We start from the raw sequence: 19,717 nt of genomic DNA, 5'->3' as shown, positions 1-19,717 counted from the left end.
AAATGGCGGGCGATGTTTTATCGCAAAATGAAATTGATGCTCTTTTATCCGCGCTGTCTACCGGTGAAATGAACGCAGAACAGTTAAAAAGCGAAGAGGCGCAAAAAAAGGTTCGAGTGTACGATTTTAAGAGGGCCCTCCGCTTTTCCAAAGATCAGCTTCGAAGCTTAACGCGTATTCATGAGCATTTTGGACGACTGTTAACAACGTATCTGTCTGCTCAGCTACGGACATATATTCAAATGTCTGTTGCGACAACGGATCAGCTTCCTTACGAGGAATTTATTCGCTCCGTTCCGAAAATGACGATTTTAAACGTTATTGATGTGCCACCACTTGATGGAAAGATTATCATGGAAGTCAATCCAAGTATTGCTTATGCAATGCTCGATCGCATTTTAGGTGGGCAGGGAGAATCAGGTGCGAATGTGAGTAGCTTAACGGAAATTGAAACGAGATTGCTAACGAATCTCTTTGATAAAGCCATTGATAGCTTTCAAGAAGCATGGGAAGAGATTGCTAGCATTGATCCCATCTTATCTGATCTTGAAATTAACCCTCAATTTTTACAAGTCATCTCACCGAATGAGACGGTCGTGGTGATTACGTTAAACGTTCAGATTGGTGATGTGTCAGGAATGATCAATATTTGTATTCCGCATGTCGTCCTAGAGCCAATTATTCCGAAATTATCTGTTCATTATTGGATGCAGTCGGCCAAAAAAGAACCAACTTCTGAGGAAATGGCTACGCTTGAAAAGAAAATTCGTTTCGCAACGCTCCCTCTAGTAGCGGAGCTAGGGAAAACGGATATTTCAATTGACGATTTCCTGCAGCTTGACGTAGGAGATGTGATTGCGCTAAATCAAGATATTCAAAAACCGTTAACGATTAAAGTAGGGGAGACACCTAAGTTTATGGGGCAACCAGGAATGAAGGGGAAAAAATTAGCCGTACAAGTAATAGAAGAATGGAGAAAGGGGGAATCAGACGATGAGTGAGGATAACATGTTAACACAGGATGAAATAGACGCGTTGTTAAACGGGTCGGCAAACGATGATAGCTCTAAAAGCAGTAGTGGAGAAGAGGTAAATGTGAACGAATATTTCTCCGATATGGAACTTGATACGTTAGGTGAAATTGGAAACATCTCCTTTGGTAGCTCTGCTACAGCTCTATCGGCATTGCTTAATCAAAAGGTCGAGATTACGACGCCAAGTGTTGACTTAATCATGCGTACGAGATTAGCAGAAGAGTTTCCAAAACCATATGTAGCTGTTGAGGTTCAGTATACGGAAGGTTTCGCTGGATCAAACCTTCTTGTTATTAAGCAAAGCGATGCAGCCATTATCGCTGATTTAATGCTTGGAGGCAACGGTCTTGCGGCAGCAATGGAACTAAACGAGATTCAAATTAGTGCCGTGCAAGAGGCGATGAACCAAATGATGGGATCAGCAGCAACGTCGATGTCATCCATCTTTCAAAAGAAAATTGATATTTCGCCGCCCAATTTAGATTTGCTTAATTTATTAGAAGGCGAAGGAGCTCATATCATTCCGCAGGACGATATTTTAGTTCGAATATCGTTTCGACTACGAGTTGGTGAGCTGATTGATTCGTCAATTATGCAACTTTTTTCGCTTCCATTTGCGAAAAGTCTCACAAAAGATTTGTTAAATAATGATGAAAATTCTGTCGAATCTAGTTATAATAATACAGCAGAAAGTTCCAGTTCGACTAGCAATAGCCAAAAAACAGAGCCTGAAGCTTACGTATCTGCAATGAGTGAATCGTATGATGCGCATGCGCCGGTTTCGGCACCAGTAACCTCCTATCAAGAAAAACCAAAAGCTCCACCTCGTGACGTTAGCGCTGCAACATTTTCATCTTTTGAACCAACGATGAATCTACCAGAAAAAGAATCACGTAATTTGGATATGTTGCTCGATATTCCGCTTCAGGTGACGGTAGAGCTTGGGCGAACGAAAAAGACCATTCAAGAAATTTTAGAGCTAGCGCCAGGTTCAATTATTGAATTGGATAAATTAGCGGGGGAACCTGTTGATATATTAATTAACAACAAGCTAATTGCAAAAGGTGAAGTAGTGGTCATTGAAGAGAATTTTGGTGTTCGTGTAACGGATATTGTCAGTCGCCGTGAGCGAATTAATAAACTACGCTAGTTATAGGGGGAATTCAACATGTCAAAACGTATATTAGTTGTTGACGATGCGGCATTTATGCGCATGATGATTAAAGACATTTTAACGAAAAACGGTTACGAAGTAGTAGCTGAAGCAGCAGACGGTGCACAGGCGATTGAAAAGTATCAAGAGCACAACCCGGATCTTGTAACAATGGATATTACGATGCCAGAAATGGACGGTATCACAGCGTTAAAAGAAATTAAAAAAATGAATCCAAACGCAAAAATTATTATGTGCTCAGCAATGGGACAGCAGGCAATGGTTATTGATGCCATTCAAGCGGGTGCGAAAGACTTTATCGTGAAACCTTTTCAAGCAGACCGTGTGCTTGAAGCAATTGGAAAAACGTTAAGCTAAGGCCAGAATAAAAGAGGGTGAGACAAATATGCGTATAAAGAAAATAGTCATACTCATCCTCTCCTGCCTGCTTTTGATTACACCTCGTGTTGCTTTTGCAGAGGGAAATCAAACGGTGAAGGAATGTGTGGAAGCGAAAGATAAATGTCAAGATACGAAAACTCCCGACAGAGAATCGAACGAAGTCTCATCTAACGAGATGGTCTCTGGTTGGGATTTTTTTAAGATGTTTCTCGCTTTTGCGTTTGTAATAGCGCTGCTTTATTTATTGCTTCGCTTTTTAAACAAACGTCAGCACGGGTTACGATCCAATAAACTCATTCAGAACTTGGGGGGAACGGCTCTTGGAAGCAATCGTTCCATTCAAGTAGTGAAGGTTGGCGAACGCCTTCTTGTGCTAGGTGTAGGAGAGAGTGTCCAACTTCTATCAGAGGTGACGGGCGATGAGAAAGAACAGTTGATTGAACTACATAGTCAGCTAAATCAACAAACCATAGAGCCAAGTAAAATGTTAGGGCAGTTTAAATGGCCGTTTCTGAAAGAAAAGCCGGGACAAACGCCTAAGTTTAACCAAGTGCTCAAAAAAGAAATGAACGAGATAATCACAAAACGTAAGCAAACATTTGAGCACGTAGAAAAGGACGAGAATAAGTATGAATGATGTAATGCAACTTTTTAATGGAAGCGATCCGGGAAACGTATCGACAACAGTTAAGCTGCTGCTACTGCTCACCGTCTTCTCTCTTGCTCCGAGTATTTTAATTTTAATGACGTGCTTTACCCGTATCGTTATTGTTTTATCGTTTGTAAGAACGTCCTTAGGGACACAGCAAATGCCGCCTAACCAAGTCATTGTAGGGCTCGCATTGTTTTTAACCTTTTTTGTCATGGCACCAACATTTTCAGAGGTGAATAAAGAGGCATTGCAGCCGTTATTCGATGAAAAAATTACGCTAAACCAAGCCTATGACCGAGCGGCTGTTCCGCTCAAAGAATTTATGAGTAAAAATACGCGGCAGAAGGATTTAGCTTTATTTCTTGAATATGCAAAATTAGAGCGACCAAAGTCTGTAGAAGATATTCCGCTTACGGCGCTTGTACCCGCATTTGCGATTAGTGAGCTAAAAACCGCCTTTCAAATCGGTTTTATGATTTTTATTCCGTTTTTAGTCATCGACATGATTGTCGCCAGTGTCCTTATGTCGATGGGGATGATGATGTTGCCACCGGTTATGATTTCATTACCTTTTAAAATACTGTTATTTGTTTTAGTGGATGGGTGGAACCTCGTAGTGAAATCACTATTACAAAGCTTTTCGTAGGTGAGATAAATGAGTGGAGAATTTGTAATTTCAATTGCCGAAAAGGGCATTTACACCGTGCTAATTGTATGTGGACCGCTATTATTGATTGCGCTTGTAGTAGGTTTGATCGTCAGTATTTTTCAGGCGACCACACAAATTCAGGAACAGACGCTTGCGTTCATTCCAAAAATCGTGGCGGTTATGCTTGGTATTGTGTTATTTGGACCTTGGATGCTATCAAAAATGATTAGTTTTACACACGACATATTCGCCAATCTGTATCGGTATATAGGGTAGAAAATGGAGCAGATTCTACAGATTATTCCCGTCTTTCTTTTAGTATTGGTTCGAATTACGTCTTTTTTTGTGACGGTACCGCTTTTCTCGTATCGAAACATTCCCACATCGCACAAAATTGGCCTGTCTGTTTCACTATCGTTTATCGTCATTAATGTTGTAAAGCTTCCCAACATTCAGCTCGATGATCTTTTCATCATGCTTGTTGTAAAGGAATGCTTAGTTGGTCTAAGTATCGGCTTAATTGCTTACCTTGTTATGATGGCCATTCAAATTGCTGGGGGTCTTATTGACTTCCAAATGGGATTTACCATTGCCAATGTAATCGATCCTCAAAATGGAACACAGAGCCCGCTTATGGGTCAATATTTATACATCATTGCCCTTCTATTTCTATTATCGGTTAACGGTCATTATTTATTAATAGATGGGATCTATTATAGTTATCAAATGATAAAGGTAGATGAACTAAGTATTCATATAGGAAGTGGCCTTTTTGCGAAGCAATTTATCACTGCTTTTTCAACGATGTTTTTAATTGCTGTTCAGATGTCACTACCAATTGTCGGATCGATTTTTCTTGTCGACATTGCGCTTGGAATTGTCGCGCGAACGGTACCACAACTTAATATTTTTGTTATTGGTTTTCCGATTAAGATCATCGCTTCTTTTGCGCTACTAACAATCGTAATGGGAAGTATGATGATGGTCGTTCAAAAGATTTTTGAACAAATGCTAACATTCATGCAAGGCTTGATGAGGGTTTTAGGAGGAATGTGACATGAAGCAACTCAAACTTGATTTGCAGTTCTTTGCCGGAGAAAAAACAGAAAAAGCGACACCGAAAAAAAGGCAGGACTCCAGAAAAAAAGGCCAAGTAGCCAAAAGTCAGGATGTTACGACAGCGATCATTCTTCTTCTTTCCTTCCTATATTTTAGCTTTGGTGCAGGAAATTTATTTGAACAAATTCGAATGCTTCTGGTTCATAGCTTACAAGAGTATCTTGCAAAAGATGTAACGGAGTCAAACGTCTTTACGATTTTAATGGAGTTGCTTCCAAAGATTGCTCTTGCAGTAGGCCCTATTTTTCTTGTTGTGATCGTAGGAGCTCTCATTGCAAACTTTATGCAAGTAGGCTTTTTAATTTCAGCGGAATCGTTAAAACCAAACCTGAATAAAATTAATCCGATTAGCGGTGCCAAACGTATTTTCTCCATGCGCGCTATTGTTGAACTATTAAAGTCGTTACTAAAGGTAAGTTTAATAGGTGTTGCAACCTTCTCAATTTTATGGATTAATCATACGGAAATTTTACTTCTATCACAAAAGACGGTAGGAGCGGCGCTTGTGACGATCTCAAAATTAGTGCTTCAAATGGGTTTAACCGGCTCTGCTATTTTATTATTTTTAGCATTTCTTGATTATCTGTATCAGAAATTCGACTTTGAAAAAAGTATTCGTATGTCGAAGCAAGACATTAAAGATGAATACAAAAATATCGAAGGGGACCCCCATATAAAGGGGAAAATTAAGCAGAAGCAGCGTGAAATGGCCATGTCGCGGATGATGCAGGAAGTACCAAATGCAGATGTTGTCATCACGAATCCAACTCACTATGCAATCGCACTAAAATATGATGAAGCGAAGATGGATGCTCCCTATGTCATTGCAAGCGGAGTGGATTTCATGGCGCAAAAGATCAAGGCAATTGCTAAAAGTCATGAGGTCGTGATGGTTGAAAATCGGCCACTTGCGCGGGCTCTCTATGATCAAACGGATGTTGGGGATGCAGTCCCAGAAGAATTTTTCAAAACGATTGCTGAAATTTTAGCGTATGTTTATCGATTAAAGAATAAAGTATAAAAAACGTTTTACTACAGAACGATGAATTGAAGTCTAGTGAATGTGTAAGGAGAGAATAACAGATGCAAGCAAGAGATTTTCCCGTTATTTTAGGTGTTGTATTAATCATCATTATGCTCGTCATTCCATTACCGACGTGGTTATTAAGTATTTTAATCATGTTAAATATTTCTCTTGCGCTTTTAGTATTGCTGGTCTCTATGAATATGAAGGAACCGCTTGAACTCTCCGTGTTTCCGTCACTACTATTAGTGTTAACTCTTTTTCGTCTCGGGTTAAATGTCTCCACTACTCGAGCCATTTTAGGGACGGGGGAAGGTGGAGGCGTTGTTGAAACGTTCGGCCACTTTGTTATTGGCGGCAATGCGCTCGTTGGTTTTGTTGTTTTTATCATCTTAATTATCATTCAATTTATTGTTATCACAAAAGGTGCTGAGCGCGTATCGGAAGTAGCAGCGCGCTTTACGTTGGACGCGATGCCTGGGAAACAAATGAGTATTGATGCGGATTTAAACGCTGGCGCCATTTCTGAGCATCAAGCCATTGAGCGCCGGGAGAAAATTCAGCGTGAAGCAGACTTTTACGGCTCCATGGACGGAGCGAGTAAGTTTGTAAAAGGGGACGCAATTGCCGGCATCATTATTACCATTATCAACGTCTTGTTTGGAATGATAATTGGAATGGTGCAAATGGATATGTCTCTAACCGAAGCTTCACAAACTTTTACTCTCTTATCGGTAGGGGACGGTCTTGTGAGTCAAATTCCGGCTTTAATGATTTCAACCGCAACAGGAATTATTGTCACGCGAGCAGCATCAAATGGAAACCTTGGCCAAGATATTACGAGCCAATTGTTTGCATTCCCAACCATGCTATATGTAACAGGTGCAACCATCATATTATTAGGTCTTGTCACACCGATTAACGATATTATTACTCTACCCATTGGTGGCCTTTTAGCTGTGGGAGGTTATTTTATCTCTAGAGCACGTAAGCCAGCTGATCCTATGGATACGGCAGAAATGGATGAAGAAATTCAAGCCGATGAAATGAAGAGTCCTGAAAGTGTAGTAAATCTTTTAAGTGTTGATCCCATTGAATTTGAATTTGGTTATGGATTAATTCCGTTGGCTGATACGAATCAAGGAGGAGACCTTTTAGACCGGATCGTCATGATTCGTCGGCAGCTCGCTCTTGAAATGGGACTGGTTATTCCGGTTGTCAGAATTCGAGATAATATTCAGCTACAGCCGAATGAATATCGCTTAAAAATTAAAGGAAGTGAGATGGCCACAGGGGAATTGTTGCTCGATCATTATTTAGCCATTAGTCCGGGAAATGATGATGATCTGATCGAAGGAATTCCAACGGTTGAGCCAGCGTTTAATATGCCGGCGAAATGGATTACAGAGTCGGTAAAAGAGGAGGCTGAAATGATGGGCTACACGGTTGTCGATCCGCCGTCAGTCGTTTCGACTCATATTACCGAAATTATTAAAACATACGCACATGAGCTACTTGGTCGTCAAGAAACGAAGCAGCTGATTGATCATATGAAAGAAACATATCCAATTATTGTCGACGAAGTCACGCCATCGCCTCTATCGGTAGGAGAGGTTCAGCGCGTGTTAGCGAACCTTTTAAAAGAGAAGATATCCATTCGGAATTTACCGGTTATTTTCGAAACGTTAGCTGACTACGGAAAGATGACAAATGATACAGATTTACTAACCGAATACGTACGACAAGGTCTGTCGCGCCAAATTACGAATCAGTATATGACAGATGAGCAATCGTTGAAGGTTGTCACACTATCAGGCCGTGCCGAAAAAATACTTGCTGAAGGTGTACAGCAAACGGAGCATGGAAATTATCTATCTCTAGATCCACAGTCGTCACAGGCGCTTCTTGAAAATATTGCGCAGCAGGTAGAACAAATGGCTATTCATGCACAAACGCCGATTATTTTATGTTCGCCGGCTGTTCGGATGTACGTAAGACAGTTAATTGAACGGTATTTGCCACACGTGGCTGTTCTATCCTATAACGAATTAGAAGCAACAATCGAAGTGCAAAGTGTTGGGGTGGTGAACGTAGCATGAAAATAAAGCGATATGTAGCACCGTCTATGCCAGAAGCGATGAGGCTGATTCGTAATGAACTCGGTTCACAAGCGGTTATTCTCAATTCGAAACCCCTTCGTACGGGAGGGATTTTGGGGTTATTTGCTAAGAAGCAGGTAGAAGTAGTAGCAGGTGTTGATGTAACGCCTGCTTTTCAAAAGAAAGAAGCGATGAAAGCAGAAGTCACGCCATCGCCAATGACAGAGGCTGTGACGTCAGATGAATTAGGCATCATGAAGCAGCTAGATGAACTAAAAAGAAAACGAGAAGCAGAGGAAGCGCAGCGAAGCAAATCTCCGCGTGTAACACCTGCTTTGCAACACTTGCTTCAATCACTTCGAGAACACGAAGTGGCAGCTTCAGTTTTGCAACATCTAGGGAATGACTTAGCAGAAACAAATCCTTCAGAAGTGTATCAAAAAGCAAACGAATGGATTCAGCAGAAAATAGCGCCTTATGTAGAAGAAAGGCGATTATTTCCCAAAAAATATATTATGCTTGTTGGTCCTACAGGAGTAGGGAAAACGACAACGCTCGCTAAAATCGCATCCAAGTACGTAATTGAGCAACAAAAAAAAATCGCGTTTATTACAACGGATACGTATCGGATTGGCGCTGTTGAACAGCTTCGGACATATGCGTATATTTTAAATGTTCCTGTAGAGGTTTGCTACAATCGCGATGATTTCAAAGAGGCGATCCGCAAATTTCAGGACTACGATTATGTGTTTATTGACACCGCTGGTCGTAACTTTAAAGAAGAAAAATACATCGATCAGTTGAAAGAAATTGTTCATTATGAAAACGAGGTTGAAAAAGTGCTCGTCTTAGCGCTAACAGCTAGGTATCGAGATATGGTTCGTGTATACAAACAGTTCCAGACGATTGGCGTTGATTCTATTATTCTCACTAAATCAGAAGAGACGGATATTTTAGGAGCAGCGCTTAATTTTACGTTTCATCATCAACAACCACTTGCCTATATTACAAACGGACAAAACGTGCCGGACGATATTTTTGCACCAAGTGCTTCATACATTGCCAAAACTCTATTAGGAGAAGAGCGAGATGCATGATCAAGCGGAGCAATTAAGAATGCAAATGCAACAAATGATTGAACGTTCCCCCCTCAAAACAATGGCTGTTGTTAGTGGAAAGGGAGGGGTAGGAAAGTCAAATTTTTTACTTAATTTTGCTTTAGCACAGTGTAAAAAAGGGAAAAAAGTGCTTCTTTTTGATTTGGATATCGGAATGGGCAACATTGATATGCTACTAGGAAGCACCTCTTCGAAAACCATCGTTAACATGTTTGAAAACGGAGATCGTCTCGAGGCACTTATTCAAAAGGGACCGCATAACCTCTCTTATGTAGCAGGAGGAACGGGTCTTGTGAATATATTAGAGTTTACGGCTGAAAAAATTCATTACTTAATTCAAGAAATGGAAGCAATTGCTCATGACTATGACTATTTTATGTTTGATTTAGGAGCAGGAATGTCAGAGAGCTATGTTCGGTTTTTGAAAGCTGTGAGCAAAATTGTTGTCGTAACAACTCCAGAGCCGACATCCCTTATGGATGCTTATGCTGCAATTAAACTTTTTTCAGCAAATGGGGTAACGGGAAAGATTGATATTATCGTCAATCGAGCCGATACAAAGCAAGAGGGCGTTCTTACATTCAACCGATTAGAAACCGTCGTGAACAAGTTTTTGGATAAGGACGTTGAATTATTGGGGATCATCCCCAATGATCGGTCGGTAAGTCGGGCGGTGATGGCTCGTTCGCCTTTTATCCTTTCACAAGCTGCTTCTCCTGCCAGCCGCTCTATTCTGAAGATGGCGTACGAGGAAGACCACCAAAGAGAAGAAGGCCTTGAAACACAGGGGAGCTTTTTAAAACGTTTAAAACAATTTTTCCTAGAAAGGTAGGAAATGATTTTGAAGAAGATTAGGGTGCTTATTGTTGATGACTCAGCATTTATGAGGAAGTTAGTAACGGATTTTTTAAGTGAAGATGAACGTATTGAGGTGGTTGGAACAGCGAGAAACGGAGAAGATGGATTGAAAAAAGTCGCCTCGTTGCATCCCGATGTCGTGACGCTTGACGTCGAGATGCCTGTTATGAATGGACTTCAGATGTTAGAAACGTTAATGAAGCATAGCCCTGTTCCTGTGATTATGCTCTCAAGCACTACATATGAAGGGGCTTATAATACGATTGTTGCGATGCAATATGGAGCGATTGAATTTATTGCCAAACCATCAGGCTCCATTTCATTAGATCTTCACAAGATAAAAGAAGAGCTCATTTCAAAAGTAATATTGGCAAGTCGGGCGAACATCATTTCGATGAAGCAAACAATTGACCGCACACATAAAAAAGATAGTGAGAAAATGGAAAGTTATAGTAAAATAGAACTATCTAAAGAGTCGAAAAAGAGTACAATTAGTTTAAAGCCAATTGTGTGTATAGGCTCATCAACAGGAGGACCAAGGGCGCTTCAAGAAGTGCTAACAAAGCTTCCTCATCATTTTCAAGCACCGATTGTTATTGTGCAGCATATGCCCGCTGGATTCACAAAGTCACTCGCTAATCGTCTGGATAGCCTTTGTCAGATTCACGTGAAAGAAGCGGAGAATGGTGAAATCCTGAAGCCTGGGGTCGCCTATATTGCGCCAGGTGGTTTTCATACAACCGTTAAAAAGATGGGAACAACTCTTGCGATTACAACGGATGAAACTCCACCGTTAAGAGGGCATCGTCCAGCTGTAGATGTCTTATTCGAATCTGTCAGCTTAATTCAAGGTTATCAAAAATTAGCGGTTATTTTAACTGGTATGGGATCAGATGGAACAGAGGGAATGAAAAAGCTAAAACAAACGGGTCATACAAAAGCGATCGCTGAGTCTGAAAAAACATCAGTTGTGTACGGCATGCCCAAAGCAGCGGTAGCAACTAATCTTGTTGATGAAATCAAAGATCTCCATGATATTGGAGAGGCAATCGTTCATACTGTCGTACAGTGGAGCAGAGGGGGCAATTAAAATGGAGTTAAATCAATATTTAGAGGTATTCATTGAAGAAAGTAAGGAGCATCTGCAAAACGTTAACGATCAACTGCTAGAATTAGAAAAGCAGCCGGATAATTTGACGATCGTCAATGAAATTTTTCGTTCCGCTCATACGTTAAAAGGAATGTCCGCAACAATGGGCTTTGAAGATTTAGCGAATTTGACACATAAAATGGAAAATGTGTTAGATGCCATTCGAAATCACAAGCTTCAGCCGTCATCGCAAATTTTAGACGTGCTGTTTGCTTCTGTCGATGATTTAGAGGCGATGGTGGAATCAATCTCATCAGGGGGCGATGGCAAGCGAGATGTAAGCACAGTAGTGGCTCAGCTTCATGCAATTGAAACAGGAGAGTCGATCCCTGATACTAGTGAGAAAAGTGTGGAGCAGGAGGCTGTTTCTCAAGAAGGACCGATCACATACGATCCGTTCGAACGTACAGTAATGATGCAATCAATGGAGCAGGGATTTGTACCTTGTGAAATTGTTGTCCGTCTTAGCGAAGCTTGTTTATTAAAAGCAGCCCGTGTGTACATGGTATTTGACGTACTTGAGCAGGTTGGGGAAGTCATTAAATCAGTTCCCGAGACGCAAAAGCTTGAGGAAGAAAAGTTTGAACATGAATTTACCGTAACGGTTTTAACAAAAGTAGAAGAAGAAGAACTAAAAAAACGAATTTTAAAAGTGTCTGAGGTTGAGGATGTTCGAGTTAAAATTATTCAAATAGAAACAGAAGATGCAACGTCTGTAGAAGAAGTTCAAGAACAACTACAAGCAATGGAAGTAGAGCCGCAACACGAAGAAGCAGCGAATGCGAAAAAAGCATCTGCAGGAAAGCAGCAGGGGCAAAAAACCATTCGTGTAAATATTGAGCGCTTGGACAGCTTAATGAATTTATTCGAAGAGCTCGTCATTGACCGCGGGCGTCTAGAGCAAATTTCAAAGAATCTTAACAATAGCGAACTAAATGAAACGGTTGAACGTATGTCTCGAATTTCAGGCGACCTTCAGAGCATTATTTTAAATATGCGCATGGTTCCGGTTGAAACAGTCTTTAATCGTTTCCCACGTATGGTTAGACAGCTTGCGAAAGATCTAGGCAAAAAAGTAAACCTTGAAATTGTCGGTGCAGAAACAGAGCTTGATCGTACGGTTATTGACGAAATTGGAGATCCGCTCGTCCACTTATTACGTAACGCTATCGACCATGGGATAGAAATGCCAGACGTTCGAAAAGAAACTGGAAAACGTGAAGAAGGTACGATTCGCCTGAAAGCCTATCATAGTGGAAATCATGTATTTATTGAAATCGAAGATGATGGTCATGGTATTGATCGTGAAAAAGTATTAAACACGGCTATTCGAAAAGGATTAGTCACGGCTCAGGCAGGAGCAGCGATGACAAATAGCCAGGTATATGATTTGATTTTGGCATCTGGTTTTTCTACCGCTGACAAAATTTCTGATATTTCAGGACGAGGCGTTGGCCTTGATGTGGTGAAAAATACAATTGAGTCGCTTGGCGGAAGCATTACGATTGAATCGACGCTTGGAAAGGGATCGGTTTTCTCTATTCAATTACCGCTAACGTTATCTATTATTTCCGTTCTTCTTGTTGAAATGGGGACAGAAAAATATGCCATTCCATTATCATCAATTATTGAAACGGCCATTGTGAAAAATGACCAAATATTATATGCGCACAATCAAAAGGTAATTGATTTCCGTGGAAAAATTGTCCCTCTCATTGATTTGAAGCGAATCTTTGAAGTTCCAAATGTTGAGGAAGATGAGCTACATTCTGTTGTCATCGTTCGTAAGGGAGATAAAATGGCTGGACTAATGGTAGATTCCTTTATCGGACAGCAAGAGGTTGTATTGAAGTCATTAGGAGATTACTTGTCTACGGTGTTTGCCATCTCCGGTGCTACGATTTTAGGAGACGGTCAAGTTGCGTTGATTATTGATTGCAATGCGCTGATTAAATAAACGCATAGACAGAGAGGAGACGACAAAGATGGATATGAAAGTAATTGTGTTTCAGCTTCACAATGAAGAATACGGAATCCCTGTGCAACAGGTCAGAGGAATCGAAAAGATGCAGCACATCACTCGTGTTCCCCGCACGACTTCCTATATAAAAGGAGTCATTAATTTAAGAGGAGTCGTAACGCCTATTATAGATCTGCGATCACGATTTGACTTAGATGAAATTCCTTATACGGATCACACGCGCATCATCATTGCAGCCGTAGGTGAAATTGAAGTAGGACTTATCGTAGAAAGTGCGAACGACGTCATTGATATTGATTCAAGCACCATTGAGCCTGCACCAGAAATTGTGGATGGCATTGAAGTGGATTATTTAAATGGCGTAGTAAAAGTTGATCAGCGTCTATTAATCCTACTCAACCTGCATAAGATTTTAGAAATTGATGCTGCAGAAGTAGAAGGATAAGCGTGATGAATTATGGGTCTCTTGAACATCATCACATCGATTTATTAAAAGAAATTTGTAATATTGGCGCTGGTCATGCCGCAACAGCTTTATCAACGCTTTTAGGGAGACGAATCGATATGCAGGTCCCTCATGTAAAAGTCGTAACGTTTGAAGAAGGAATGAACTTAATGGGGGGCTCTGAACAAGTCGTCTCGAGCAGTTTTTTACGGTTTGAAGGCGATGTTTCCGGCGGGATGTTCTTTTTACTGTCCATTGAAGATGCCACAAAATTTGTGCAAGAGCTCCTACAGGACCAGCAAATTACGTTTCGGCATTTTCCGTACAATGAAATGGCCCTTTCTGCATTGAAGGAAATTGGAAATATTTTAGCAGGTTCGTATTTGTCATCTTTCTCTGATTTTACCAAACTGCGACTTTCTCAGTCTGTTCCAAGTATAAGCATTGATATGGTAGGCGCGATTTTAAGCAACGGTTTATTACAGGCCTCCTATGAAGGTGATATGGCGATTATGATCGATACCGTTTTAACAGACGGCGATAAGAACAACGTGCATGAACTGAACGGTCACTTTCTATTAATTCCAGACCCTGAATCCATCCCGAAAATCTTTTCGTCTCTAGGAGTTCAATAGAATGCTATACGACACGAACGTCATCAAAGTAGGAATTTCAGATATGAATATTGTAACGGCGCCTGACCATATTCGAACATCAGGACTAGGTTCATGTGTGGGTGTGGTGATTTACGACCTTCATAACCGAATTGCAGGCTTAGCACACATCATGTTGCCTGATTCTTCATTAGCAAAAGCGAATGAGCTAAATGTTGCAAAGTACGCTGATACGGCGGTGACGGCATTAGTAGAAGAGTTGCTTCGAAAGGGTGCGAGAAAAGCGTTCTTAAAAGCAAAATTAGCAGGAGGAGCGCAAATGTTTCAATTTCACTCCTCAAACGACTTAATGAGAATTGGTCCCCGTAATGTTGAAGCGGTGGAAGCGGAGCTGATTAAGTTACATATTCCCGTCCAGGCAAAAGACGTAGGTGGGAACAATGGGCGAACAATTGAATTTGACCCTACAAGCGGAATACTTCAAATCCGGAAGGTCCATCAAGGAACATTTGAAATTTAATGATTTTACGAATCGCCCGATGTTTATCACATTTCACTCGCTGAAATGAATGAACAAAGGGCGATTAGTTTGTATATTTCGACTGTATAAGCTGGTGAAAAACCATAACCAAGCAAATTCTACCGAAAACTCCTAGTTCTTTTGGCTCAACTATTGGAAAAAGGCTCCTCGTTTTCATAAAGAAGTTAAAAATTTGTTATAATGCAAGAACAAGCAAGTGATCGAAAGCGTACATTTTAAAGGGGGGGATTATGTTGGTTAACAAGACATCAAATGAAGAACTTATCTACTGGCAGAAATGGATTCATTCACGTGACCCTCATGCAGGTGATGTACTAGTAAAAAAATACATGCCGCTCGTTTACTACCACGTGCAGCGAATTTCCATTACATTACCGAAAAATGTGAACAGAGATGAGCTGATTAGCTTAGGGTTATTAGGTTTGTACGATGCCCTCGAAAAGTTTGACTACGAGCGAGAACTAAAATTTGATACGTACGCCTCCTTTCGAATTAGAGGTGCCATCATAGATGGTCTGCGTAAGGAGGACTGGCTGTCTAGAAGCGCCAGGGAAAAATCAAAGAAAATTGAAGCAACGGTTGAAAAGTTGGAACAAAAATATTTGCGCAACGTAACAGCAAAAGAAATCGCATCAGAGCTTGAACTGCCGGAAGAAGAAGTCGTTCAAACGATGAACGAAGGTTTTTTTGCGAACGTTCTATCCATGGAAGAACAGCCGAAAGATTCCGAGGAAGGGGAATTTCACTCGTATACGGTACGCGATGAAAAGGGACTCTCTCCGGAGGAAGCCATTATTAAGGAAGAAGTCTATCAAGAGCTTGAAACGATGATCGGAGACCTGAATGAAAAAGAGCAGCTTGTTATCTCCCTTTTTTACAAAGAAGAGCTAACGTTTACTGAAATCGGTCAAATCCTAGGTTTATCCACATCGAGGATTTCTCAAATCCATTCGAAAGCAATCTTTAAATTGCGTACAACATTAAGTAAAGTGATGTGACACGTTCATTATGATGAGTTTTGCTCTTATAATTAGTTTTATCTTACATGCCATTACCTTCTTTATTATCGTGATCTTATATTCCCACGTCACGCGGTTAAAAGAGACGGAAACGCGCACAAAGGCGCTAGTCGAAGAAGCCGAAACATTTATGACGAGTGCGCTTGTCGAAATGAAAGAACAAAACGAGCTTCTGTTAAAGCAAATAAAAGAAGAGCGTGCCAAAGTGCCACCGCGCCCAAAGGAAGCTGTGGTTCAGTTGCAGAAAGAGGGCTCACCGGTAGAACGTGACAAGCAACAGAGTAAACCGGTAGAAAAACAGAATCAGCCAGAGAATAAACAGGAAAAGCAGCAGGAAAGACCGAAAACCATCAACGTGGTCAGTGAACCTACGAAGGAAGATCTAAAGGAATTGCTTCAAGTGGAGGAGGAGAGCGAATCGCCTCGTATGAGAAGTCCGCTTACTCCAAAAGAAGTGGCCAAGCTTTCTGTTGAAGAGGTAGAAGAATTGGTGATTTCGTTGCAAAAGGAAGGTTTAACTTTGGATGAAATTGCTAAATACTTACATAAAGGGAAGACTGAGCTTGAATTATTGTTGAGATTTCGACAAGAAACAAGAAAATAGTCTTGCTTGTAATAGTTGATTATGCTATATTTGTTTTTGGTGTTATCACACACGTTTGTTGATTCAATCATTGGTGCTGCAGTTTTGCGGTTTTGGTTGAAGATGAGACGAACGGAGGAAACTAAAAACCATTTATCTAGGAGGAAAAACACATGTCAGTAATTTCTATGAAACAATTACTTGAAGCTGGTGTTCACTTCGGTCACCAAACTCGCCGTTGGAACCCAAAAATGAAACGTTATATCTTTACAGAGCGTAACGGTATCTACATCATCGACCTTCAAAAAACAGTGAAGAAAGTTGAAGAAGCTTACCAATTCGTAAGAGAGCTAGGAGCTAATGGTGGCACAATGCTTTTCGTTGGTACAAAAAAACAAGCTCAAGATTCTGTTAAAGAAGAAGCTGAACGTTCAGGCATGTACTTCATTAACCAACGTTGGTTAGGTGGTACTTTAACAAACTTTGAAACAATCCAAAAGCGTATCAAACGTCTTAAAGACATCGAAAAAATGCGTGAAGATGGTACTTTCGAAGTATTACCTAAAAAAGAAGTTGTACAACTTAACAAAGAATTAGCACGCCTTGAAAAATTCCTAGGCGGAATCAAAGATATGAAACAACTTCCTGATGCTTTATTCATCATCGACCCTCGTAAAGAGCGTATCGCAGTGGCTGAAGCTAGAAAATTACACATCCCTATCGTAGGTATCGTTGATACAAACTGTGATCCGGATGAAATCGACTACGTAATCCCTGCAAATGATGATGCAATTCGCGCAGTTAAACTATTAACTGGTAAAATGGCGGATGCGATTCTTGAAAGCAAACAAGGTGAAGAAAACGCACCTGTTGCTGAAACAGAAACTGAAACAACAACTGCTTAATGAGCGAAAGGTGATAAGAGGGAAAGCCTTTTATCACCTTTTTTAAAAAAACGATATTTATTTTAAATATACATATCTTACTAAGGAGGATATTAACATGGCAATTACTGCTCAAATGGTTAAACAGTTACGTGAAAAAACTGGTGCTGGTATGATGGATTGTAAAAAAGCTTTAACAGAAACTGATGGGGATATGGACAAAGCAATCGACTTCCTACGTGAAAAAGGGATTGCAAAAGCTGCTAAAAAAGCTGATCGTATCGCTGCTGAAGGTTTAGCTGCAATCGAAGTACAAGGAAACGAAGCTGTAATTTTAGAAGTTAACTCTGAAACTGATTTCGTTGCAAAAAACGAAGGTTTCCAAAAGCTTACAAAAGAACTTGGCGCTTATCTTTTAGCTGCAAAGCCTGCTAACGTTGAAGAAGCATTAGCTGGTAAAATGGAAAGCGGTGCTTCTGTAGAAGAACACATCAACTCTGCGATTGCAACAATCGGAGAAAAATTATCTCTACGTCGTTTTGAAGTAGTAAGCAAAACTGATGCTGATGCATTTGGTGCTTACCTACACATGGGCGGACGCATTGGTGTATTAACTGTTCTTGAAGGTACTACTGATGAAGCAGCTGCTAAAGATGTTGCTATGCACATCGCAGCAATCAACCCTAAATACGTTTCACGTGATGCTGTATCTGCAGAAGAAACAGCTCGTGAGCGTGAAGTATTAACACAACAAGCGTTAAACGAAGGTAAACCAGCAAACATCGTAGAAAAAATGGTTGAAGGTCGTCTAAGCAAGTTCTTCGAAGATATCTGCTTATTAGACCAAGCATTCGTTAAAAACCCTGACCAAAAAGTACGTCAATTTGTTGAAAGCAAAGGCGGTACTGTAAAAGGCTTCATCCGTTATGAAGTTGGTGAAGGTATCGAAAAACGCGTTGATAACTTTGCTGAAGAAGTTATGAACCAAGTTAAAAAGTAAAACCATGAATGAATAGGGAACACATTGTGTTCCCTATTTTTGAAATAAAGTTCGTAAATGCGATGATGGAGGTTTATCATGAGTAGCGCAAAATATGATCGTATCGTTTTAAAATTAAGTGGAGAAGCATTAGCAGGAGATCAGGGGTTTGGGATTAATCCAAGCGTCATCAAATCAATTGCAGAGCAAGTGAAGGATATCCATGAGTTAGGGATTGAAATCGCGGTAGTTGTTGGTGGTGGAAACATCTGGCGTGGTAAAATCGGTAGTGAAATGGGTATGGACCGAGCTAATGCAGATTATATGGGAATGTTAGCTACAGTGATGAATTCCCTCGCGCTTCAAGATAGCTTGGAAAACTTAGGCGTAGAGACACGTGTTCAAACATCCATTGAAATGCGTCAAGTAGCAGAGCCATACATAAGACGAAAAGCAATTCGACATCTTGAGAAAAAGCGTGTGGTTATTTTTGCAGCAGGTACAGGAAATCCATATTTCTCTACAGACACAACAGCCGCGTTACGTGCAGCGGAAATTGAAGCTGACGTGATCCTAATGGCGAAAAACAATGTAGATGGCGTATACAGTGCCGACCCTACTAAATTCCCTGATGCGGTGAAGTACGAAACGTTATCTTACATCGATGTATTAAAAGACGGGTTAGCTGTAATGGATTCAACAGCATCCTCTTTATGTATGGACAACGATATCCCGCTTATCGTCTTTTCCGTTATGGAAGAAGGCAATATTAAGCGAGTAGTAGAAGGCGAAAATATTGGAACAATTGTGAGGGGGAAATAATATGCCGAAACAAGTTATTCAAAGTACAAAAGAAAAAATGGAAAAAGCTGTACAAGCTTATCAACGTGAACTAGCTTCAGTACGTGCAGGGCGCGCTAGTGCATCACTTTTAGACAAAGTAACAGTTGAATACTATGGTGCACCAACACCTGTTAATCAACTAGCACAAATTAGCATTCCAGAAGCTCGTATGCTTGTTATTACACCTTATGATAAGTCACAGTTAGGTGAAGTAGAAAAAGCGATCCTTAAAGCTGATTTAGGTCTTACACCAACAAATGACGGTTCAATCATTCGTCTTAGCATCCCAGCTTTAACAGAAGAGCGTCGTCGCGACTTAACAAAAGTCGTTAAAAAGTATGCAGAAGAAGCAAAAGTAGCGGTTCGTAACATCCGTCGCGATGGAAACGAAAACCTTAAAAAGCTTGAGAAAAACGGTGAAATCACTGAAGATGACTTAAGAAGCTACGGAGATGACATTCAAAAGTTAACAGATGAGTACATTGCTCGAGTGGAGTCCGTTACAAAAGATAAAGAAAAAGAAATTATGGAAGTATAAGCCTTTTCACTGTAAAATATATTGTAAAAGAC

22 protein-coding genes are annotated in these 19,717 nt (G+C 40.5%); all 22 read left to right on the top strand.

Annotated features, from left to right (window positions below; translation table 11 throughout):
- Positions 1–2 precede the first annotated feature (2 nt).
- The 22 genes from fliM (at position 3) to frr (ending at position 19,685) form a co-directional block, all read left to right on the top strand.
- Positions 3–1,001 (top strand): flagellar motor switch protein FliM, encoded by a 999-nt coding sequence (gene fliM, locus IE339_RS17160; RefSeq protein WP_242169514.1) that lies wholly within the window; start codon positions 3–5, stop codon positions 999–1,001.
- Positions 994–2,184 carry a flagellar motor switch phosphatase FliY gene (gene fliY, locus IE339_RS17155; protein ID WP_242169512.1) on the top strand — a complete coding sequence of 397 codons (1,191 nt, stop codon included), beginning with the start codon at positions 994–996 and terminating at the stop codon, positions 2,182–2,184. Before fliM ends, fliY begins: the two co-directional genes overlap by 8 nt.
- Positions 2,185–2,202: 18 nt before the next feature.
- Positions 2,203–2,565, top strand: a complete 363-nt coding sequence (locus IE339_RS17150; protein ID WP_053401696.1) for a response regulator — start codon at positions 2,203–2,205, stop codon at positions 2,563–2,565.
- A gap of 28 nt (positions 2,566–2,593) precedes the next feature.
- Positions 2,594–3,226, top strand: coding sequence for a flagellar biosynthetic protein FliO (locus tag IE339_RS17145; protein WP_242169509.1), 633 nt, complete (start codon positions 2,594–2,596; stop codon positions 3,224–3,226).
- Positions 3,219–3,887, top strand: coding sequence for a flagellar type III secretion system pore protein FliP (gene fliP / locus IE339_RS17140; RefSeq protein ID WP_242169507.1), 669 nt, complete (start codon positions 3,219–3,221; stop codon positions 3,885–3,887). The genes IE339_RS17145 and fliP overlap by 8 nt, the downstream gene beginning before the upstream one ends.
- A 9-nt stretch (positions 3,888–3,896) precedes the next feature.
- Positions 3,897–4,166: a flagellar biosynthesis protein FliQ gene (fliQ, locus tag IE339_RS17135; protein ID WP_053401693.1), complete on the top strand. Its 270-nt coding sequence runs from the start codon at positions 3,897–3,899 to the stop codon at positions 4,164–4,166.
- Positions 4,167–4,169: 3 nt separating this feature from the next.
- Positions 4,170–4,946, top strand: a complete 777-nt coding sequence (gene fliR / locus IE339_RS17130) for a flagellar biosynthetic protein FliR (RefSeq protein WP_053401692.1) — start codon at positions 4,170–4,172, stop codon at positions 4,944–4,946.
- 1 nt (position 4,947) lies between these two features.
- Entirely contained in the window at positions 4,948–6,030 is a 1,083-nt protein-coding gene (flhB, locus tag IE339_RS17125; protein WP_242169504.1) for a flagellar biosynthesis protein FlhB, read from the top strand.
- A gap of 62 nt (positions 6,031–6,092) precedes the next feature.
- A complete protein-coding gene (gene flhA, locus IE339_RS17120; RefSeq protein WP_242169502.1) occupies positions 6,093–8,132 on the top strand; it encodes a flagellar biosynthesis protein FlhA in 2,040 nt (679 codons plus the stop codon).
- Positions 8,129–9,229 carry a flagellar biosynthesis GTPase FlhF gene (flhF, locus tag IE339_RS17115; protein WP_242169500.1) on the top strand — a complete coding sequence of 367 codons (1,101 nt, stop codon included), beginning with the start codon at positions 8,129–8,131 and terminating at the stop codon, positions 9,227–9,229. The genes flhA and flhF overlap by 4 nt, the downstream gene beginning before the upstream one ends.
- Complete coding sequence (locus tag IE339_RS17110) at positions 9,222–10,082, top strand: MinD/ParA family protein (RefSeq protein ID WP_242169498.1); 861 nt, start codon at positions 9,222–9,224, stop codon at positions 10,080–10,082. Before flhF ends, IE339_RS17110 begins: the two co-directional genes overlap by 8 nt.
- A 9-nt stretch (positions 10,083–10,091) precedes the next feature.
- Positions 10,092–11,198, top strand: a complete 1,107-nt coding sequence (locus IE339_RS17105) for a protein-glutamate methylesterase/protein-glutamine glutaminase (protein WP_277933917.1) — start codon at positions 10,092–10,094, stop codon at positions 11,196–11,198.
- 1 nt (position 11,199) lies between these two features.
- Complete coding sequence (locus IE339_RS17100; protein WP_242169494.1) at positions 11,200–13,215, top strand: chemotaxis protein CheA; 2,016 nt, start codon at positions 11,200–11,202, stop codon at positions 13,213–13,215.
- Positions 13,216–13,243: 28 nt separating this feature from the next.
- Positions 13,244–13,684, top strand: coding sequence for a chemotaxis protein CheW (locus IE339_RS17095; RefSeq protein WP_242169491.1), 441 nt, complete (start codon positions 13,244–13,246; stop codon positions 13,682–13,684).
- Between the two features lie 5 nt (positions 13,685–13,689).
- Positions 13,690–14,319 (top strand): chemotaxis protein CheC, encoded by a 630-nt coding sequence (locus IE339_RS17090; RefSeq protein ID WP_242176224.1) that lies wholly within the window; start codon positions 13,690–13,692, stop codon positions 14,317–14,319.
- A 1-nt stretch (position 14,320) separates the two neighbouring features.
- Positions 14,321–14,818, top strand: a complete 498-nt coding sequence (locus IE339_RS17085; protein WP_242169490.1) for a chemotaxis protein CheD — start codon at positions 14,321–14,323, stop codon at positions 14,816–14,818.
- A gap of 251 nt (positions 14,819–15,069) precedes the next feature.
- Entirely contained in the window at positions 15,070–15,837 is a 768-nt protein-coding gene (locus IE339_RS17080; protein ID WP_242169488.1) for a FliA/WhiG family RNA polymerase sigma factor, read from the top strand.
- A gap of 10 nt (positions 15,838–15,847) precedes the next feature.
- Complete coding sequence (locus IE339_RS17075) at positions 15,848–16,462, top strand: hypothetical protein (protein ID WP_242169486.1); 615 nt, start codon at positions 15,848–15,850, stop codon at positions 16,460–16,462.
- 152 nt (positions 16,463–16,614) lie between these two features.
- A complete protein-coding gene (gene rpsB, locus IE339_RS17070) occupies positions 16,615–17,346 on the top strand; it encodes a 30S ribosomal protein S2 (protein WP_053401682.1) in 732 nt (243 codons plus the stop codon).
- Positions 17,347–17,443: 97 nt separating this feature from the next.
- Positions 17,444–18,325: a translation elongation factor Ts gene (gene tsf / locus IE339_RS17065; protein ID WP_242169485.1), complete on the top strand. Its 882-nt coding sequence runs from the start codon at positions 17,444–17,446 to the stop codon at positions 18,323–18,325.
- A 78-nt stretch (positions 18,326–18,403) separates the two neighbouring features.
- Positions 18,404–19,126, top strand: coding sequence for a UMP kinase (gene pyrH, locus IE339_RS17060; protein ID WP_242169482.1), 723 nt, complete (start codon positions 18,404–18,406; stop codon positions 19,124–19,126).
- Between the two features lies 1 nt (position 19,127).
- Positions 19,128–19,685 carry a ribosome recycling factor gene (gene frr / locus IE339_RS17055; RefSeq protein WP_242169480.1) on the top strand — a complete coding sequence of 186 codons (558 nt, stop codon included), beginning with the start codon at positions 19,128–19,130 and terminating at the stop codon, positions 19,683–19,685.
- Positions 19,686–19,717 lie beyond the last annotated feature (32 nt).

The sequence above is a fragment of the Priestia koreensis genome, assembly GCF_022646885.1.
GTDB classification, from domain to species: domain Bacteria; phylum Bacillota; class Bacilli; order Bacillales; family Bacillaceae_H; genus Bacillus_AG; species Bacillus_AG koreensis_A.
Note: the sequence above shows the minus strand (reverse complement) of the source record. Positions and strands in the feature narration are given on the sequence as shown.

Coding starts and splice junctions, on each gene's coding strand:
- fliR (WP_053401692.1), top strand. CDS start 4,170: ATGGAGCAGATTCTACAGATTATTCCCGTCTTTCTTTTAGTATTGGTT.
- IE339_RS17090 (WP_242176224.1), top strand. CDS start 13,690: ATGAATTATGGGTCTCTTGAACATCATCACATCGATTTATTAAAAGAA.
- flhA (WP_242169502.1), top strand. CDS start 6,093: ATGCAAGCAAGAGATTTTCCCGTTATTTTAGGTGTTGTATTAATCATC.
- IE339_RS17110 (WP_242169498.1), top strand. CDS start 9,222: ATGCATGATCAAGCGGAGCAATTAAGAATGCAAATGCAACAAATGATT.
- fliQ (WP_053401693.1), top strand. CDS start 3,897: ATGAGTGGAGAATTTGTAATTTCAATTGCCGAAAAGGGCATTTACACC.
- IE339_RS17085 (WP_242169490.1), top strand. CDS start 14,321: ATGCTATACGACACGAACGTCATCAAAGTAGGAATTTCAGATATGAAT.
- fliY (WP_242169512.1), top strand. CDS start 994: ATGAGTGAGGATAACATGTTAACACAGGATGAAATAGACGCGTTGTTA.
- rpsB (WP_053401682.1), top strand. CDS start 16,615: ATGTCAGTAATTTCTATGAAACAATTACTTGAAGCTGGTGTTCACTTC.
- IE339_RS17100 (WP_242169494.1), top strand. CDS start 11,200: ATGGAGTTAAATCAATATTTAGAGGTATTCATTGAAGAAAGTAAGGAG.
- IE339_RS17145 (WP_242169509.1), top strand. CDS start 2,594: ATGCGTATAAAGAAAATAGTCATACTCATCCTCTCCTGCCTGCTTTTG.
- flhB (WP_242169504.1), top strand. CDS start 4,948: ATGAAGCAACTCAAACTTGATTTGCAGTTCTTTGCCGGAGAAAAAACA.
- fliP (WP_242169507.1), top strand. CDS start 3,219: ATGAATGATGTAATGCAACTTTTTAATGGAAGCGATCCGGGAAACGTA.
- frr (WP_242169480.1), top strand. CDS start 19,128: ATGCCGAAACAAGTTATTCAAAGTACAAAAGAAAAAATGGAAAAAGCT.
- pyrH (WP_242169482.1), top strand. CDS start 18,404: ATGAGTAGCGCAAAATATGATCGTATCGTTTTAAAATTAAGTGGAGAA.
- IE339_RS17075 (WP_242169486.1), top strand. CDS start 15,848: ATGATGAGTTTTGCTCTTATAATTAGTTTTATCTTACATGCCATTACC.
- tsf (WP_242169485.1), top strand. CDS start 17,444: ATGGCAATTACTGCTCAAATGGTTAAACAGTTACGTGAAAAAACTGGT.
- IE339_RS17150 (WP_053401696.1), top strand. CDS start 2,203: ATGTCAAAACGTATATTAGTTGTTGACGATGCGGCATTTATGCGCATG.
- fliM (WP_242169514.1), top strand. CDS start 3: ATGGCGGGCGATGTTTTATCGCAAAATGAAATTGATGCTCTTTTATCC.
- IE339_RS17080 (WP_242169488.1), top strand. CDS start 15,070: ATGTTGGTTAACAAGACATCAAATGAAGAACTTATCTACTGGCAGAAA.
- flhF (WP_242169500.1), top strand. CDS start 8,129: ATGAAAATAAAGCGATATGTAGCACCGTCTATGCCAGAAGCGATGAGG.
- IE339_RS17095 (WP_242169491.1), top strand. CDS start 13,244: ATGGATATGAAAGTAATTGTGTTTCAGCTTCACAATGAAGAATACGGA.